This is a genomic window from Shewanella sp. Arc9-LZ, assembly GCF_010092445.1.
In the GTDB taxonomy this organism is placed as follows: domain Bacteria; phylum Pseudomonadota; class Gammaproteobacteria; order Enterobacterales; family Shewanellaceae; genus Shewanella.
Window position 1 is genome coordinate 4176195 of sequence record NZ_CP048031.1, and the last position, 18416, is coordinate 4194610.

The following is an 18416-nucleotide window of genomic DNA, read 5'->3' on the forward strand; positions in this document are numbered from 1 at the left end:
TACCTACTAAGTAGTAGTTTATTTTTTAAGCAGTCCATTGTAATTGTAGGAGATAGCGATGAATAAAATAACCGTAACACGTAGCATTATATCGATAAATGTCATGGTCAATAATGTCATTGCACAATGCCGCCAAAACATTTTTTTCTTAGCACATCTCGGTTGCAGTCAGTGGGATGAAGTTGAAACTCGCTCAGGTAAACATAGATAAATCGGAAGGAAATTATTTGATGAATATGTCAAATGCAAGACAGTATCCAATCGACTTACAAAGACAAGTGATTAATGAGGTTAAAAACCATAATCGATTATTATCCGACGTAGCAAAACAATATGGCGTGTCGGCTAAAACGGTTTATCAATGGGTGAGAAGTAACGATAGTCGCCAAACTGAAAGCAAGGGCGCGATCGTATCAGAAATAGCCTATTTACAACAAAAGATTGCCCAGTTAAGTCAACAATTACAAACAATGGCAAGTTAGTAACATTAACCGTTTTGGCAAGGATGTTTGATCGTATTAACAACTCGTCCCCCAGCAAGTTGATAACACAGCAACAAACATTCTAATAAAAAATAAGCGCAAAATATCTTGCATCCTTGCCGCTTTATCGCTCTACCGTTAGCCGTTAAGGAAGACAGCTAACATAACAGTTCAGGCGTTATTGGGTCCCCAGACTCTATAATCCAATAACGTCATTTTTATTAAGGTGTTTTACGGATCTAAATATCAAAACCGTTTTGGCAAGGATGTTTGACCGTGTTAACAACTCGTCCCCCAGCAAGTTGATAACGCACAGCAACAAACATTCTAATAAAAATAAGCGCAAACTATCTTGCATCCTTGCCGCTTTATTGCTCTACCGTTAGCCGTTAAGGAAGGCAGCTAACATAACAGTTCAGGCGTTATTGGGTCCCCAGACTCTATTAATCTAATAACGTCATTTTTATTAAGGTGTTTTACGGAACTAAATATCAAAACCGTTTTGGCAAGGATGTTTGACCGTGTTAACAACTCGTCCCCCAGCAAGTTGATAACGCACAGCAACAAACATTCTAATAAAAATAAGCGCAAACTATCTTGCATCCTTGCCGCTTTATTGCTCTACCGTTAGCCGTCAAGAAGACAGCTAACACAACAGTTCAGGCGTTATTGGGTCCCCAGACTCTATAATCCAATAACGTCATTTTTATTAAGGTGTTTTACGGATCTAAATATCAAAACCGTTTTGGCAAGGATGTTTGACCATGTTAACAACGCGTCCCCAAGCAAGTTGATAACGTACAGCAATAAACATTCTAATAATAAGCGCAAAATATCTTGCATCCTTGCCGCTTTATCGCTCTACCGTTAGTAGTCAAGAAGACAGCTAACATAACAGTTCAGGCGTTATTGGGTCCCCAGACTCTATAATCCAATAACGTCATTTTTATTCCAGCCTCTGGCTGACAAGCTCAAAACAATAATAATCACGAGCTTGATAACACTCTGGAGCATCAATGGGTACAGGTTGATAGCATTGGAGTGTTGGATACCCTAGTGGCATAAATATAACCACAGACAATGCAAACAAAAGCCCCAACGCAAAGGATGCAATGGGGCTTTTTCATTTCTATTAACTCAAAAATAGCTTAAGCTTAACTGAATAAGCCACCGCTTATTCATCGACGGAATTTACACCTTTAACACATTTATTGCTCTGCGATATGAAGGCTTCAAAATCAGTGCTATTGAGTGGGCGACTAAACAAATAACCTTGACCCATAAAACATCCTAATTCAACTAATGCGTGGCTTTGCGCTTCAGTTTCAACACCTTCGGCAATTAGCACTAACCCCATCGACTTACCCAACGAAATAATCGTCTTCACAATTTCATAATCATGTTTATTGTTGAGCATATCTTTCACAAACGACATATCAATTTTCATTACATCAACATTAAACTTTTTCAAATAGGCCAAACTGGAATAACCAGTACCAAAATCGTCAATAGCAATCTTAATCCCTAATGATATTAACTCACTCAACTTGTTTTGCATGTCCGCTGCATCAATCATCAATGCAGTTTCGGTAATTTCCAATTCAAGTAAATGTGCCGGTAAATTATGCTCCAATAGTGCTTTCTTGATCATATCGGCTAAGTCGGGATCAGCAAACTGTGCCGCGGCCACATTTACCGAAATAGGAATCGTATAGCCCATTTCTAACCAACGTTTAGCTTCAGCACAGGCCTTATTAAGCACTTGTTTACCTAGCATAATAATTAAACCGGACTCTTCCGCTAATGGAATAAACTCTGCGGGAGAGATAAGATCACCCTCATCATTGGCCAGTCTAACGAGAGCCTCAGCACCAATAATAATGTTTGTCTGTAAATCAATTTTAGGTTGATAATGCACAAAAAGTTCATCATTAATTAATGCTTTTCTTAAACGAGTCTCTAAATGATGGCGCTCCATAAGCGAACTTTCTAAATCATGCGAGAAAAAGCAGAAGCGATTTCGGCCTTCCTGTTTGGCACGGTACATTGCCACGTCCGCATGCCTCATTAATTCTTCGGCATCTAAAGCATCATTTGGGAACACACTAACACCAATACTTATCGACACATTAAACTTCTGATTATCAAGAATAAAAGGTTCATGCATCGCTTCAACTAATGTAGATGCTAATTGCGAAGAGGCCTCAACAGAGCGAGTCTCGCTCATTAAAATCACAAATTCGTCACCACCTAATCTCGCTAATGTATACGATGCAGGTATTAACGAGCGTATTCGTCTTGCCATCATACAAATGAGCTCATCACCATATTGGTGGCCTAAGGAATCATTAAGATATTTAAAATGATCAATATCGATTAATAGTGCAGCTGCTTTGGTGCCATAAGATCTTGCTGTAGAACACGCTACGCTCAGTCTGTCCTGGAGTAATATCCTGTTTGGTAAATCAGTTAACTGATCATGGTTGGCTAAATGGCTCATTTTCATCGCCATCGCCATCGCTTCACTCACATCATGAAACACCATAATGGCGCCAATCATTTCACCATTTTCATTACGGATTGGCGCGGCTGAATCCTCCACATAAAAAACATGTCCTCCACGTGACGTAAGTAGGCTGTTTAGCGCCATTGCCACAATGCGCTGCTCGCGAAGAGCTAAATATAACGGGTTCAATAATGGCTGCTGAGTATCAGAATCTTTCAAATGCATCACATTTTCAATTTTTTGATGTAATGCCTCTTTTAACCGCCAACCCGTCATGCGCTCCGCAATTGGGTTCATAAAAGTAATAAGCCCTCTTGTGTCAGTCGCAATAACAGCATCACCAATAGAATTGAGTGTTACTCGAAGACGCTCCTTTTCAGAGTACAGCGCTTGCTTAGCATGCTTTACTTCAGAGACGTCAACAACAGTAACCAAGTAGCCATCGACTCCAGCACTTGATTTCATTTTGGACTGAAAGACTTCATAAAAGCTCATACCGTCACGGTTAGGGACTGTGACAATGTACTTTAATGCATCTGAGGTAATATGACGGTGATGATTTAAAATTGCATTACTGAGCGCTTCAGGAAAAATAGTCGATATATGCTTGTTTTTAACATCACCGACCAAGCTATCAAACCACAAACCAGTGTTGTCATTACTAAATAAATTCTGACCTAAATCATCCCAATAGGTAATAAGCATTGGGACTTGATTAACTAATTGTTGTAGCTCTTCTTTAGCTTTAATAATTAATTGGTTTTGCTGCCTAAATTTAAGTTGTGTATGGACTCGTAAACAACAAATAGAAGCGTTAAAAGGTTTAGTAATAAAATCGACCCCACCACTTTCTAGCGCCAACCTTTCAAATTCAGGCTCGGTGTGGCCGGTAATAAAAATAATTGGAATATCGCTAAATAATGGATTAGCTTTGAGTGCACGACACACTTCCCATCCATCCATGTCAGGCATCTCAATATCGAGTAAAATGACATCAGGCTTAATTTTATCTACTAACGCGAGTGCATTAGTGCCAGACTCTGAAAAAAAGATATTACCAAGAGGCGACAAAATATCTTCCAGCATAAATATATTTTGAATATTATCGTCAATAATCAGAATTTTATAAACAGTATTGGATAAACCCGATAACAACATAGAAAAATAACTCCCTTATTTTCAGCTAGATAACATCCATTTAATCTTAAGGTTATCTGTAACCAACATACATTTATAATAGCTTAATTTTTTTACGTCTATCAATAATAGGCAGCAACGTAACCCACTACCTTAATTTAATGAAAACAACACCTACATAATAAGTACATTATGTTAACTTAGTCGATACCAAATGTGCTTGATCATAAAAGATATGAATACGCGAAAACGACATAAACACAAAAATGGTGCACAGTTTCGTTAAGTAATATATTTGCACAGCATGTATCCAACGTGCATCTTAATATCTGCCTACATACTAGCGCGACCATATTCAGATAGACAATTGAGTTATCGTTATTGAGAGGCTGTTGAAACACTCATAGGCAATACAGGTAGACTAATTAGATGAGTTTGAAATGAACATGAGTAATACTGAACGACGTATCACGCTATTTTGCGCAGAACATCAGCTTGAATATCATCAGGCTGTTAATCGTTTTAGCGGCAATAAAGCCACCTATTTTAAGTCTGTTCAGCTGTTGATTAATGACTTAACCTTGTATATCCAACAAACCATGGCTTCACCGAACATTCCGGCAGACTTTGCACCTATGCTGCATACACTAAAAAGTTCTGCTGCTACTTTAGGTTTCACCGAATTAGCCTGCTACGCACGAAACCATGAAATTAAACTAGCACACTACTCTCCTACTGAATTTAGCCAGTTTCATAAGATATTATTGGCGAAATTAACCACGAATAAAGATCTAGCGATAATGCTAGCCTCCTTGCTAGAAATGGAATTACAAGCATCAAATAGCCAAGAGAACAAGCCGATATTAGCAGTGAACAGCGAATTTATTATGATATATGACACGCTAATGGAAGAAGTTAATCACTATAATATGAATGCCATTAATACATTTGCCAAAATAGCCAACACACTTAACCTCATTGCACCACAACATATTGAATTATTAACACAATCAATTAACCAATTAAAGTTTCAACAAGCAGAAAATATATTAGCTGAGATATATCCCCGCATATTGAATATTCAACAGTGACACAGACTCATCAGACAAATCTTAATGCATTGAAATTAATAAACAAATAAAATATAATCTTGCTTTCCCTATTGCTCACTATAAATAAATTAATGTCATCACTCATACCTTAGTACTAACGCTATTGATTGATATTATTAAAAAATCTTTTGTTTGCAAAAATTTAACATCAAAAAAAAATACATTCGCTACACTTAACCTTATTCACTCCTTATTGAAGTATCTTTATGATCAAAGTGTTGAACATGTTTATCTTAACTTTCATATTAATCGGCATTGTCAGTTGTGACCTTGGTACAAGCAAATCACTTACCGCTTCCGCCCTAAAAGACCCCATTAAAATTGCGGTATCTGGCACACCTCTTTCTGCACCTTTTTTTATTGCACAACAACAAGGTTACTTTAGAGCGAATGGGCTTAATGTTGAGCTAGTGAGATTCGACAGCGGAGTGAAATGTTTTGACGCCCTTAAGAATAAACAAGTTGACCTCGCCACGGCCTCAGAAACTGTGGTCATGTTTAATAGCTTTAAACAAACAAACTTTTCTGTATTAGCCAGTTTTGTCGAATCAGATAATGATCTCAAATTACTGAGTTTAACACCGCAAAAATATCAACAACTGGATAATTTAGCCCACGCACGCATAGGGATAGTAAAAAGCAGTGCCAGTGAGTTTTTCTTCGATAGTTTATTGATTATGTATAACAAAACTCAGCAGCCAATCGAGCGAGTATATTTACCTGCGGAGCAGCTTATTCCAGCGTTATTAAATAATGAGGTTGATATTATTTCAGCTTGGGAGCCCTTAAGTTATTTGTTAACACAACAAGTCCCCTCAAATACCAACGTCATCAGCAGTCGCGGCCTATACCACTTATCGTTCAACTTAATCGAGCTTAAAGAGACAAGGCTATCAACTACAGAAAAGTTAGCGCTACTCAAATCAATTAACGACGCAACCGATTATATTCATACACACCCAGATCTTGCTCAGACGAAAATTAGCCGTGTATTAGATATCGATCAATCCCAACTTAGTTATTCCTGGAATGACTATACTTTTCGGTTATCACTCAGTAATGCACTCTTTTCTAACATCCAAACTCAAAGCCAATGGGCAATTGATAATAAATTAGTCTCTGAAGAGAATAGTGTTGATTTTAGGCAGATTCTTGACCGAAAATTGTTTGAAAAGTTCACCAGTTTAGAGGCAGGATGGTAATTTATGATGTTATCTAAACGTCTAAAACTGACCGCAACACTCTGTTCGCTGCTTACATTGATTGTCGGCTTGTCACTGATACAAGTCCACTATTATCAACAACAAATATACCGTCAACTCAATTACTCAATGAAGTTACAAATCAACATTGATAGTTTGCGTAGTCAACTGTGGCTTTACCAAGAGTATACAGATGACCAAGGGTTATCAGAGTTAAATATACGCCAAGCTGAACTGGCCAAAAACCTCTCAGAAGACATTCAATGGGGTACGCAACAAAAACTCATTATTGGAAACCTGAATAGACTGAATACCAATATTAGAGCACTCATTAATACTCAAAATAGCTTTCATAGTAAACAAGTCGATGTGTCATCCACCCTCACAGCAGAACGGTTATTTAAAGCAAAATACAGCATGGTTATTGAAGAGATGACTGAAGAAATGTTTAATCTTCATCAATTATCGATTAAACAAGCGAGCCAAAAACAACAAACGTTATTATTCCTTGTCGGAATGGTGCTATTGATATTAGCGATTCTGGTCACCGTATGGTCATTTATGACACTCATTCGATTTAAGAAAGGGTTAGCCTCACTCAACCAAGGGATGGAAGCACTTGCGGCTGGAGACCTAAAGAGTCAAATTAATTTCAGTGATACCGATGAGTTATCTGCACTCGCCCATAACTTCAATAGAATGAAGCTTTCACTTGCTCAAATCACCATTAAAAAGGATGAATTAAAGCAAGAAGTAGACAGCCAAACCCGTAAATTAATTGAACAACAAGACCAACTCATTTTCTTAGCTGAACATGATGAACTAACCGGTATTTATAACCGTCGCGCATTCATAAAAAAAATTGATACTGCTATAGCAAGGGATTTACGCGGAGAAAATCAAGCGGCACTATTATTTATTGACCTTAATAAATTTAAAAATATTAACGACACCCTGGGCCATAGTATTGGTGATGAAGTGATCATGACCATTGCAAAACGTTTGGTTAATAGTCTACGCGCTACCGATATAGTGGGCAGACTCGGCGGCGATGAATTTATCGTTTGGCTTGATATGCTCCCAGAACCAATCGATATAGAACATAAAATAAACCAGCTATTAACCAATATTAAGCAACCGATCATTATTGGGAAGCATACTTTAGAAGTTGGCGCCAGTATCGGAATTAGTATACTGCCAGAACATGGTTTAAATAGCCGAGAACTCATCACTGCAGCCGATACTGCTATGTACCAGGCTAAAGCAGACCATAGCATTGAGTATTGTTTCTATACAGGTAGCTATGGGATATCAACTTTGGCAATCTCATAGGTTTGAGTGTTCCAGTCAAAATAATATTCAACGCCTTGCCATTCATAAACGGTACCGTTCGCGCGCTGAATCACTTTGGCATTTTCAGGTAAACGACTTAACCCAGAAGCATATTGAACTTGGGTAGTCGTTCGCTGCGGCGCAGATATCACTGCAGGTTCAACCACTTGATAGCTTTGGCGAGGTGCAACATTAACCGTTCGATAAGGGTAAAAATTATCGTTGCTACGACGATATTCGTCTATACCCCAGCGATTGTCATATCGATTGTCATATCGACTGCCATAGCCATTATATCGACTAAGCCCAATCGTCGGCCCCCAAACACTATTCCAACCAAATCCCCAGCGCCATGGGTCACGATAATGCGAAGAATGACGTCGACCTTGATGTTGATAACCTACCGAATGTGACACTCTATCGCCTAGAGCAATATCCAATGGCACTTTCGCCTGCACAGACAGAGTCAAGCTGCATAGTAAACAAACTCCACTCCCAAAAGACCATAGCAACACAGGGAATCTATTAATCGGCATACATCACCTCCAGCACATTATCGACATCCACCAGTTTACGCTAAGCCGAGTTAAAGTCGATATCCGTAATGGTTCTGAAATGATAGGTCTACTCAATTATTATTCACACCTATAACCATCATTCACTCCAATAGCATAATCAAACGACTTAGAGAATTTCATTCACTCGATAAACTCTCAATTGATGCCTCCTCAATTGATGTGATTATATTATTGGTATTAACGCTTATAGCCTTTCAAAATGATTAGTTAATAATCAATAACAGTTAATGGTGTGGCACAATAGCCTTAGATAGCTGACTACCTGATGAACTGATTAAATGACATTCAGATATTTACTCTCAAACGAAAAGAACTAATATCCAATCTAACCAGTATTGAACCCCGCAGAGCAATACCAATTTATATGGATTGGTATTAACCCTATATTAGAAAAATGCTATAGTGCGCGCCATATTGGTTTGGATTTCATTTACAGGCGGTAAACATGAGTTTTAAAGATTTACGCAGCTTCATCGATCATTTGGAAAAAAATGGCGAGTTAAAGCGCATTAGCTACCCTGTTGACCCTCATTTAGAAATGACAGAGATCGCCGATCGTGTTTTACGATCTGGAGGCCCCGCACTGTTATTTGAGAATCCGACCAACCATACCATGCCAGTACTGGTTAACTTATTTGGCACGCCTAAACGTGTTGCTATGGCATTGGGTAAAGACGACCCTTTGGCTTTGCGTGAAGTCGGTGAATTATTAGCATTCTTAAAAGAACCTGAGCCACCAAGTGGCTTTAAAGATGCCATCGCCAAAATACCTATGTATAAGCAGGCATTAAATATGCCGCCTAAAACAGTGCGTAATCCGCCTTGTCAGCAAGTGGTTAAAACCGGTGATGAAGTTGACCTAACATCGTTGCCAATCCAACATTGCTGGCCTGGAGATGTCGCCCCATTAGTGACTTGGGGACTCACCATCACCAAAGGGCCGCGTCAAAAAAGACAAAACCTAGGTATTTATCGTCAACAGTTATTAAGTAAAAACAAGCTGATTATGCGCTGGCTTGATCACCGTGGCGGAGCCTTAGATTTTAAAGACTTTAAACAGCTTCATCCGGGAGAGCGTTATCCTGTCGTAGTGGCATTAGGTAGCGATCCGGTGACCATTTTAGGGGCTGTAACGCCTGTGCCAGACTCCATGAGTGAATATGCTTTTGCAGGTTTACTGCGCGGCGAAAGAACTGAAGTCTGTAAAGCCATTAGCTGCGATCTTGAGGTGCCAGCCACCAGCGAGATTATTCTTGAAGGTTATATTGACCCAGATGAGACAGCAGTAGAAGGTCCATATGGAGATCACACTGGCTACTATAACGAAACTGACTCATTCCCAGTATTTACCGTAACTCACATTACTCATCGTAAAGACGCCATTTATCATAGTACCTATACCGGTCGTCCACCTGATGAGCCGGCCATGTTAGGCGTGGCGTTGAACGAAGTATTTGTCCCCATTTTACGTAAGCAGTATCCAGAAATTATTGATTTTTATCTGCCGCCTGAAGGTTGTTCATACCGTATGGCTGTGATTTCAATCCGTAAGCAATATCCTGGTCATGCTAAGCGTGTCATGATGGGGGCCTGGTCATTCTTGCGCCAGTTTATGTATACCAAATTTATCGTTGTTGTTGATGACGATGTCAATTGCCGTGATTGGCAAGATGTTATTTGGGCCATTACTACACGAATGGATCCTATTCGCGATACCATGATGGTAGATAATACTCCAATAGATTATCTTGATTTTGCCTCACCCGTTGCTGGTTTAGGATCTAAGATGGGTTTAGATGCCACTAACAAATGGCCTGGTGAAACCACGCGAGAATGGGGCACCCCTATCGTGATGGATGAAAAGACAAAACAGAGAATTGACCAAATTTGGGATGATCTCGGCATACAAGATATGCCAACATTGTAACTACAGCGATCCGATCAGGGCGTAAATAGCTATAATTAACTCGTTGATAAAAAATTATAAAAGGGTTTAAAGGACGTTAGATGAAAACCATTCGTTGTCAGATAGAAAAAGTCACCCCGTTTAATGACGCTGTATACCAAGTGTTCCTTAAACCCGAAGCAGCCTTTGACTTTAAGGCTGGCCAATACCTAACTGTGGTCATGGGTGAAAAAGACAAACGTCCTTTTTCTATCGCTTCCGCGCCTAATGCAGCGTTAATTGAGTTGCACATTGGTGCCGCGGTTAGCGAAAGTTATCCAATGCAAGTTGTTGAACGCTTACAAACAGCGACACATATTGATATTGAAGCACCTGCTGGCGAAGCTTTTTTACGTAGTGAGAGCCATCGACCACGCATCCTAATTGCAGGCGGTACCGGTTTCTCATATATAAAAAGTATCGTTGAAGCACAAATTGCTAACGGCGAAACCATTAATACTAAACTGTATTGGGGTTGTCGTAACGAAGAAGCCATGTACTATCAAGACATCGCTCGTCAATGGCATGCCGATCATTCTTGGTTAGAGTTTATTCCAGTAGTAGAACTTGCTGACGGTAATTGGGAAGGTAAAAAAGCTAATCTACTCGAGCAGATTAAGCAGGATTTTGTCAGTTTGAATGGCTACGATATCTACATTGCTGGCCGTTTTGATATGGTTGGCACTGCACGAGAATTGTTCCGTGAGCTTGGCATTGAAGAAGCCCATTTGTATGGTGATGCTTTTGCATTTATCAAATAGGCTTTCCCAATAAAACCATTAAAACCGGCTATCTTGCCGGTTTTTTTATCGGTAAATCGACTGATTGCCTTTGTATTCCATGGCTCATTTATTTAAAATTAGCGCACATTTATTAATAAGGTACTCCAATGAAACTCAGTCAACTCACTCAGCCTATCTATGACCATTTATATCGCGATATTTTTGAGTTTCGCAGTACTTTTGATTTACCGGTTAACGACAGTGCTAGCCTAGACGACAAAGCTGATACCTTACACACCTCATTAATTATTGAAGAAATGACCGAGCTTGCAGAAGCAGACTCTCGCATGGAACAAGCTGATGCGATTGTTGACTCTGTCTATGTGTTAATGGGTCGTTTAGTGCACATAGGTGCGTCTCAGGTAAGCGATCGTCTAGAGATCAGCTATCTTATCGATTTATTGCTTAACGTGGCTAAAAACCGCGAAATAGACTTTATCCAATGCTGGGATGAAGTGCACTCAAGCAACATGAGCAAAGTATGCCGTAACCAGCAAGAATTGGATGAAACCATCGCCTTTTACGCCAAGCAAGGTGTTGAGATAGTCGGTAGCACTAAAGGTGAGTTTATTATTGCTAAGTGCGCTAAAGATGTCGATATGGCGGGTAAAGTGGTTCGCCAAGGCAAAGTATTAAAATCAGTTTATTATCGCCCTGCAGACTTAACTAAGTTAGTACGAGATTAAGTTAGTACGAGATTAAGTTAGTGCGAGACTAATCAGCCAATCAACTACAGGGCTTTCACTTGCGAGTACTGATTTACCCATAAAAAATGCGCTTTTATCAGCGCATTTTTTATGACGTTTCCGGTTACACAGCCACCGAGGTTTTAGCATTATTAAGCGCCTGAATGAATCGCTGCGGCTCATCCACACTCAAATGCACCGTTTTCATCGGTTCGGGTAACTGACCCATACCACCATGATAAATGACCGGACGGTTGAAGGTAATAGTGACATTACTCTGCCCACGGCCAATCATAATGGTTTCTGGCTCATCTTTATTTAATTCAGTTGATTGTTGATCAGCGGCACTAGCAATATCGGCAATGTTCACTACCATAAATCCCCACAATGAATTATTGATCACTAAGTTATCTCTGATTAAATACAAAGAGTAATAACGTGATAATCGATGGTTAGCCACGATAGACATTAAGGTATAGGCAATAATGCTCGAGACAATAATCGCCACCCACTCACTCCACGATGCCAGTAATACGTAACTCAGACTCGACGCACCAACACAACCAATTAGCATTAACCACACATGCCAGCGTGTCGCGCTAACAAGATTGATATTGGCAATTACTGGTGGATGATGACGTGAGAACCATGGGATAGAATAAAACCAGTTAGTGGCTTCACTGGCGAGAATAAGCGCAATAGTTAAGCTTTTATCATCGCCATCCCGATACGTTTCTACCGCCCCGACTCTAGGATCGCCCTTAAGCTTTCGTACCTTAATCAAGCCACGAACAACACTCACCACCAAATACAATTCAATGACCAACAGCACCGCAATAATCGGATAGCGTAACCATGCAATAAACTCAAAATAATGCGCGACTTCAGCAGGAAAACTTAACCGAGCAACCAAGCTGCTCAAACTGAAAATAACAATCAGTTTCCACAGTTTCTGGCCACCCATTTTAATAATGCAATACCAGTAGCTCAGTGGCAGTAACACAAAATACAATCCGCAAATAAGATATAACGACCACTTGTCAGCGTCACTTGTTAACGACTCTGGTGTCCACTGAACGCCTATCACAAAGCTCAACACCATTAAGACTAAAAAGACTAACCGATACTTAACCGTGGCTCTCATTGAATACTTATCCCTGTATATGTTACTGACCCACGCCATATCATTATTCTTAATATAAACGTGAAGATACAAGTTGTTAACATATCAGCAAACATTAGTTTCACCGCTATTGATTGGCACAAAAATTGTTACTAAAAATTGCCGTGAACGGGTATCAAGATAAGTTGCGCTTGAACAGCCAAGTTAAACCATGAATAGCTGTGGTAGGAAAAGCCATCGAATGATCGGCCTCGGGGATGACTAGCAGCTTGAGTGCTAAGTCACCAGATTGCGCCGATGGATGGGATTGGAGTCGTTGAAATAAAGCCTGCGCATCTGCAACCATCTGATGACCATTATCGGTATAAGGTGGTTTTTCTAATTCGCCAATGCCAATAAACACTTTGGCAGATATTGCTGGTGTTTGACTAAAACGCTGAGCAAACTGCTGCAATAATTGTTTATTGTCAAACCACAGAGATGGACTGCCCAATACGTAATAATTAAATAACTTTGGCTGTTCTAATAAAATATAAGCACCCATTAACCCGCCTAGCGAATTACCCACAAAGGTGTTTTGTTGGCTGTCGACCCGATAGTTTTTTTCAACGAAAGGCATAACAATCTGGCTGATAAAAGCAACGTGTCGCTTGGCCTCGCCAGTGGGTAGTTTCCAACTCGCATCGTGACTTGGGGTATAGTCGCGGATCCGACTCGCCGAACCTTTGCTTGGCCTCTGATAGCCTATAGCGACTAAAATAGCTTGCTGCATCATGTTACTGTTCATTGGAAATCGCGTCGCACCAGACACTACTTGCAAGCTATACATGGAGTCAGTCATGTATATCACTGGATATTGATGTGAACTATTTTGCTGGTATTTTTTGGGGAGCTTGATCATCACTTGATAGTCACGATCGCCATCTTTAAGCACAAATTGGCGGGTACGAGGAATATTGACTGTTGCAGCTGTGGAATGCACATCAACAGTGTTGCTTGTTAAGTCAGCCAATACAGCATCATTGTTAGCTGACGCACTGGCTAGAGATAGCCCACAACACATTAACGCACCGATTAACCCATAAATTGTTTTCATGCATCCCTGCCCTATGGTAATAAACCACAAACGTTAAATCATATAATCCAACGCAAGTGCGATAAACAATACTATTCCGGCCCAGTTATTATTTAAAAAGGCTTTAAAACATGGTGCACGTTCACGACCAAAAATTAATCGTTGCTGATACACGGCAAAACCAATAAAGCTGATAATACCTAAGCCGTAAATAATCCCACGGTCGGCCACCAGCCCAGCCATCACAAAACACCCTAGTGCAGCAAGTTGAAACAAACCGATAATCTGTCGATCAAAGCGACCGAATAAAATAGCCGTTGATTTAATGCCTACTTTTAAGTCATCGTCACGATCGACGATGGCATACATGGTGTCGTACGCTACCGTCCAACACCAATTGGCCATAAATAACCACCACGCTTCAACTGGCACTTCACCAAGTTGAGCGGCATAGGCCATCGGAATTGACCAACTCCACACAATGCCCAAAAACATTTGTGGCATGTTGGTCACCCGTTTCATAAACGGGTACATCACCGTTAAAATAATCCCCACCACAGATAACTGCACTACCAGTGGATTAAGCCATAATACTAAGCAAAACGCAGCCAAACCTAAGAGGGTAAATAGAGTCAGTGCCTCTTTAACAGACACTTCCCCCGACACCAACGGTCGCATACTCGTACGCTCGACATGAGCATCTAGTTTACGATCGGCAAAGTCATTAATAATGCAGCCATTGGCGCGCATAATCACCACGCCAACAATAAAGATTAACAACACCTTAATGTCTGGCAGCCCTTGAGCCGCTAACACCAGTGCCATTAAACACGGCCATAGCAGCAGCAAGGTACCAATAGGCCTATCTATCCGCATTAATCGTGCATAAGCACGAAGCTTATCTTGCAATGTCATTGGCGTCATCTCTCCATGATTTAGCAAGCGAAACACGTTAACAACGCTCTAGTTTTGCTAACGACACCAACAGCCATTTACTGCCAAAATCGACAAACTCAACCTGCACACGTCCTTTTTCACCAGAACCTTCAAAGCTAGTCACGACCCCTTCACCAAACTTAAAGTGCTTCACTTTAGAACCCACTTTATGACCGGTGTCGTTAAAACCATGAGGTTTTTTAGTGGCAACCGTAGCCTTCGCAGGAAAACGCTGACTAACTGACGGCTTAACCTGAGCACGTATACGGATTTGCTCAACAAACTTTTCAGGAATTTCGTTAATAAACCGTGATGGGCTAGCATAATCTTCACGGCCATAAATACGACGAGACTCAGCATAACTGATGTACAGTTTTTGCATAGCACGGGTCATACCGACATAACACAAACGGCGCTCTTCATCTAAACGATCGCCTTCATCCAGTGCCATCTTGCTCGGGAATAATCCTTCTTCAACGCCCGCCATAAACACCATTGGGAACTCAAGCCCTTTGGCTGAATGCAATGTCATCAACTGCACGGCATCGGTAAAGGCATCAGCCTGACCTTCGCCAGCTTCTAATGCTGCATGAGACAAAAAGGCATTAAGTTCGCCCATGTCTTCAAGCTCTTCAGGCATTTCAAAACTGCGCGCAGCAGTAACCAACTCGTTTAAGTTTTCAATTCGAGCTTGGGCTTTCTCGCCTTTTTCGGCCTCGTACATGGTACGCAAGCCTGAACGGTCAATCACATCATCAGCCATCCGGTACAGCAACATATCTGCCGTATCCGTTCGCATCGCAATAATCAGTTCCATAAAGCCATTGATGGCATTAGCCGCACGCCCGGCAAGGACTTTCTCTTCGATTAAACTCACGCAAGCTTGCCACAGCGTCAGTTCATGCTGTCTAGCGGTTGAGCGGATAATATCCAAAGTACGATCGCCGATACCACGAGCTGGCGTATTCACCACGCGCTCGAATGCCGCATCATCATTTTGGTTATTGATCAGACGCATATAGCCCATAGCATCTTTAATTTCTTGTCGCTCAAAGAAGCGCAGACCACCGTAAATACGATACGCTAACCCTTTGTGTAAAAAGGCTTCTTCTAATACTCGCGATTGTGCATTTGAACGATATAAAATGGCGCACTCGCTCAAACTGCCGCCCTTTTCATGCCAGTCGCTAATGCGTCCAACAATAAATTTGGCTTCATCCATTTCATTAAAGGCGCAATAGACCGAAATGGGCTCGCCATCTTTATCTTCGGTCCATAACTCTTTGCCCAAACGATCTGGGTTATTGGCAATCACAGCGTTAGAGGCATTCAAAATATTCGCTGTTGAACGATAATTTTGTTCTAAACGAATGGTTGTTGCACCCGAGAAGTCTTTTAAGAAACGATGTAAGTTTTCAATTTGCGCACCACGCCAACCGTAAATAGATTGATCGTCATCACCGACAATCATCACATTGGCTGTGTTACCGGCTAACACACGGATCCACGCATATTGAATCGCGTTGGTATCTTGAAACTCATCCACTAAAATATGACGGAAGCGTTCTTGGTAATGTGCCAGTAAATGCGGTTTATTGAGCCATAATTCATGAGCTCGTAGTAAGATTTCGGCAAAGTCGACCAAACCTGCGCGATCGCAAGACTCTTGGTAAACCTTATAAATATTCAGTAAATTTTGTTCAATCGGAAAACCGCCCGCATCGATATGCTTAGGACGTAATCCTTGGTCTTTTTTGCCGTTAATATAGCCTTGGGCCTGACGAGGAGGATATTGCTTCTCGTCTAAATTAAGGCTTTTAAGAATGCGTTTCAGTAAACGTAACTGATCGTCAGAATCGATAATCTGGAAACTTTGCGGTAAATTGGCATCTTGATAATGGGTTCGCAATAACCGATGCGCTAAACCATGGAAGGTACCGATCCACATCCGCCCCATGTTAGTGCCCACAACCTTTTCCACCCGTTCACGCATTTCTGCCGCGGCTTTGTTGGTAAAGGTGACTGCCAAAATAGAATATGGACTTTGTTGTTCAACTTGCATTAACCACGCAATACGATGGGTTAATACACGGGTTTTACCACTGCCGGCACCCGCTAACACCAACATATTTGAAAGTGGCGCGCCGACTGCCTCACGCTGTTTATCGTTTAGGCCGTCTAATAATGATGATACGTCCATTTTTCCTCCCAGAAATCTGCGAGGCATTATATCTTAAATAGCGAGATAATGGCGTGCAATACTTCAGCTATTTTATGCCCACTATCACCTTAGGTAGCAGAGTGAACCTTTAGACGACATTAATATCAAAGTCACTAAAATCACTCACTTGTGATGTTCTAACCGCGAAAATCACACCTAAATTGACAAAGCTGTAAGCGAAAATTACTATATAAAATAAACAATTAATTAATGTTAGCGTTAAGTAATTGGCCTAATAGGCTATTAAACACTCACATTCATGACTAAAGAAACTAGATTAAGTTTGCTTTTTATGGCGAGTAAATCTGGTGACATGTCGGTTTATGATCGATATGTTCAATGCCATTAATACTAAAAAGTCCATTAAAATGGATTTATTGTCCACAGCTTCAGCTGTATAGGTTGCCATATTGAATATCAAAGATTTAGAGCTATTCATTGCTGTAGCAAAGTTAGGCAGTTTTTCAAAAGCGGCAAAATCTTTTGATACTCGCAGAGCATTAGTCAGCCGCCGGATTGGAGAAATAGAAAAACAGCTCGGGGCACCGTTATTTACTCGCACAACAAGAGTCATGGCCTTAACCTCTGCAGGTCGACAATATCTTGCTCAAATCGAACCTTTAGTGAATCAATTAAATCATGCCGGATATGTGTTTAAACATCGTCATGATGAAGTACAAGGTAATTTACGCATTGGTTTATTGCCTTTCGTCGACAAGTTGATGGATGAATATATCGCTCACTTCATTCATGCGTATCCGCAAGTCCAATTAGAGGTGTTAATTGTGTCTGGTGGCAGTAAAGAGCTCAATCGTTTAGGGCTCGACTTGATTATTGATGTCGGTCAAGTAAACGGTGCAAATATTGCTGTACATAAGTTGACGACTTTTGAGCGTAAAATTTATGCTAGCCCAAGTTATTTAGAAAAATCATCACTGATCGAAAATACCGATGACTTACAATACCATTCATTACTAGGCTTTAGAGATGCACATGGGCAACTAGAGCAGACTTGGCATTTTCAGCATGCAAATGTACCAACTCATTATAAAGTTATCTGCAGCGACTTTAACTCGTTATATCACTTATGTTTAGCCGGGGCGGGTATCGCTTTATTACCTCATGTTATTGCTCACGAGGCGGTAAATCAGGGACGATTAATCAATGTTCTGCCGCAACACAGCATTGGCTTTGCCGACATCAGCTTGGCCTATTCGACCAAAAGTCCTCAATCGCCTGTGGCAAAAGCCTTTTGCGAACATTTACTTCGAGAGATGGTTCCCAGTTAAAGCGGTAAAA

The 18416-nt window shown here is 40.7% G+C and carries 15 protein-coding genes; 9 read left to right on the forward strand and 6 right to left on the reverse strand.

The window, feature by feature from the left end; translation table 11 throughout:
- Window positions 1–58: 58 nt before the first annotated feature.
- Complete coding sequence (locus tag GUY17_RS17970; protein ID WP_157822764.1) at window positions 59–211, forward strand: hypothetical protein; 153 nt, start codon at window positions 59–61, stop codon at window positions 209–211.
- A gap of 19 nt (window positions 212–230) precedes the next feature.
- Window positions 231–482, forward strand: coding sequence for a transposase (locus GUY17_RS17975; protein ID WP_101085179.1), 252 nt, complete (start codon window positions 231–233; stop codon window positions 480–482).
- Between the two features lie 1174 nt (window positions 483–1656).
- Here the strand turns inward: GUY17_RS17975 and GUY17_RS17980 are convergent.
- The gene (locus GUY17_RS17980; protein ID WP_162023895.1) at window positions 1657–4146 is read right to left on the reverse strand and encodes an EAL domain-containing protein; all 2490 of its coding nucleotides are present in this window, start codon (window positions 4144–4146) and stop codon (window positions 1657–1659) included.
- A gap of 419 nt (window positions 4147–4565) precedes the next feature.
- On the opposite strand from GUY17_RS17980, the gene GUY17_RS17985 reads away from it, so the two are divergent.
- The 3 genes from GUY17_RS17985 (at window position 4566) to GUY17_RS17995 (ending at window position 7771) form a co-directional block, all read left to right on the forward strand.
- Window positions 4566–5216 carry a hypothetical protein gene (locus GUY17_RS17985; RefSeq protein WP_162023896.1) on the forward strand — a complete coding sequence of 217 codons (651 nt, stop codon included), beginning with the start codon at window positions 4566–4568 and terminating at the stop codon, window positions 5214–5216.
- 245 nt (window positions 5217–5461) lie between these two features.
- Window positions 5462–6439 carry an ABC transporter substrate-binding protein gene (locus GUY17_RS17990; RefSeq protein ID WP_157822763.1) on the forward strand — a complete coding sequence of 326 codons (978 nt, stop codon included), beginning with the start codon at window positions 5462–5464 and terminating at the stop codon, window positions 6437–6439.
- A 3-nt stretch (window positions 6440–6442) separates the two neighbouring features.
- Window positions 6443–7771 (forward strand): diguanylate cyclase, encoded by a 1329-nt coding sequence (locus GUY17_RS17995; protein WP_162023897.1) that lies wholly within the window; start codon window positions 6443–6445, stop codon window positions 7769–7771.
- Here GUY17_RS17995 and GUY17_RS18000 read toward each other — a convergent pair.
- Complete coding sequence (locus GUY17_RS18000; RefSeq protein ID WP_162023898.1) at window positions 7741–8307, reverse strand: hypothetical protein; 567 nt, start codon at window positions 8305–8307, stop codon at window positions 7741–7743. The two genes, GUY17_RS17995 and GUY17_RS18000, sit on opposite strands and share 31 nt — an antisense overlap.
- A 487-nt stretch (window positions 8308–8794) precedes the next feature.
- Between GUY17_RS18000 and ubiD the strand changes: the two genes are divergently transcribed.
- From ubiD to GUY17_RS18015, 3 genes are all read left to right on the forward strand, one after another.
- On the forward strand, window positions 8795–10276 hold the full coding sequence (gene ubiD / locus GUY17_RS18005) for a 4-hydroxy-3-polyprenylbenzoate decarboxylase (RefSeq protein WP_101085174.1): 1482 nt from the start codon (window positions 8795–8797) through the stop codon (window positions 10274–10276).
- A gap of 80 nt (window positions 10277–10356) precedes the next feature.
- Window positions 10357–11055, forward strand: a complete 699-nt coding sequence (gene fre / locus GUY17_RS18010; RefSeq protein ID WP_101085173.1) for an NAD(P)H-flavin reductase — start codon at window positions 10357–10359, stop codon at window positions 11053–11055.
- 128 nt (window positions 11056–11183) lie between these two features.
- The gene (locus GUY17_RS18015; RefSeq protein WP_101085172.1) at window positions 11184–11762 is read left to right on the forward strand and encodes a nucleoside triphosphate pyrophosphohydrolase family protein; all 579 of its coding nucleotides are present in this window, start codon (window positions 11184–11186) and stop codon (window positions 11760–11762) included.
- A gap of 124 nt (window positions 11763–11886) precedes the next feature.
- On the opposite strand, the gene GUY17_RS18020 is transcribed toward GUY17_RS18015, so the two are convergent.
- The 4 genes from GUY17_RS18020 to uvrD form a co-directional block, all read right to left on the reverse strand.
- On the reverse strand, window positions 11887–12906 hold the full coding sequence (locus GUY17_RS18020; protein WP_162023899.1) for a hypothetical protein: 1020 nt from the start codon (window positions 12904–12906) through the stop codon (window positions 11887–11889).
- A 154-nt stretch (window positions 12907–13060) separates the two neighbouring features.
- Window positions 13061–13981, reverse strand: a complete 921-nt coding sequence (locus tag GUY17_RS18025; protein WP_162023900.1) for an alpha/beta hydrolase — start codon at window positions 13979–13981, stop codon at window positions 13061–13063.
- Between the two features lie 33 nt (window positions 13982–14014).
- Window positions 14015–14875 (reverse strand): 4-hydroxybenzoate octaprenyltransferase, encoded by an 861-nt coding sequence (gene ubiA, locus GUY17_RS18030; RefSeq protein ID WP_162023901.1) that lies wholly within the window; start codon window positions 14873–14875, stop codon window positions 14015–14017.
- A gap of 37 nt (window positions 14876–14912) precedes the next feature.
- Window positions 14913–17096 carry a DNA helicase II gene (gene uvrD, locus GUY17_RS18035; RefSeq protein ID WP_011638834.1) on the reverse strand — a complete coding sequence of 728 codons (2184 nt, stop codon included), beginning with the start codon at window positions 17094–17096 and terminating at the stop codon, window positions 14913–14915.
- A 431-nt stretch (window positions 17097–17527) separates the two neighbouring features.
- Here uvrD and GUY17_RS18040 point away from each other — a divergent pair, with 431 nt between their 5' ends.
- Window positions 17528–18406: a LysR family transcriptional regulator gene (locus GUY17_RS18040; protein ID WP_101085168.1), complete on the forward strand. Its 879-nt coding sequence runs from the start codon at window positions 17528–17530 to the stop codon at window positions 18404–18406.
- Window positions 18407–18416: the final 10 nt, after the last annotated feature.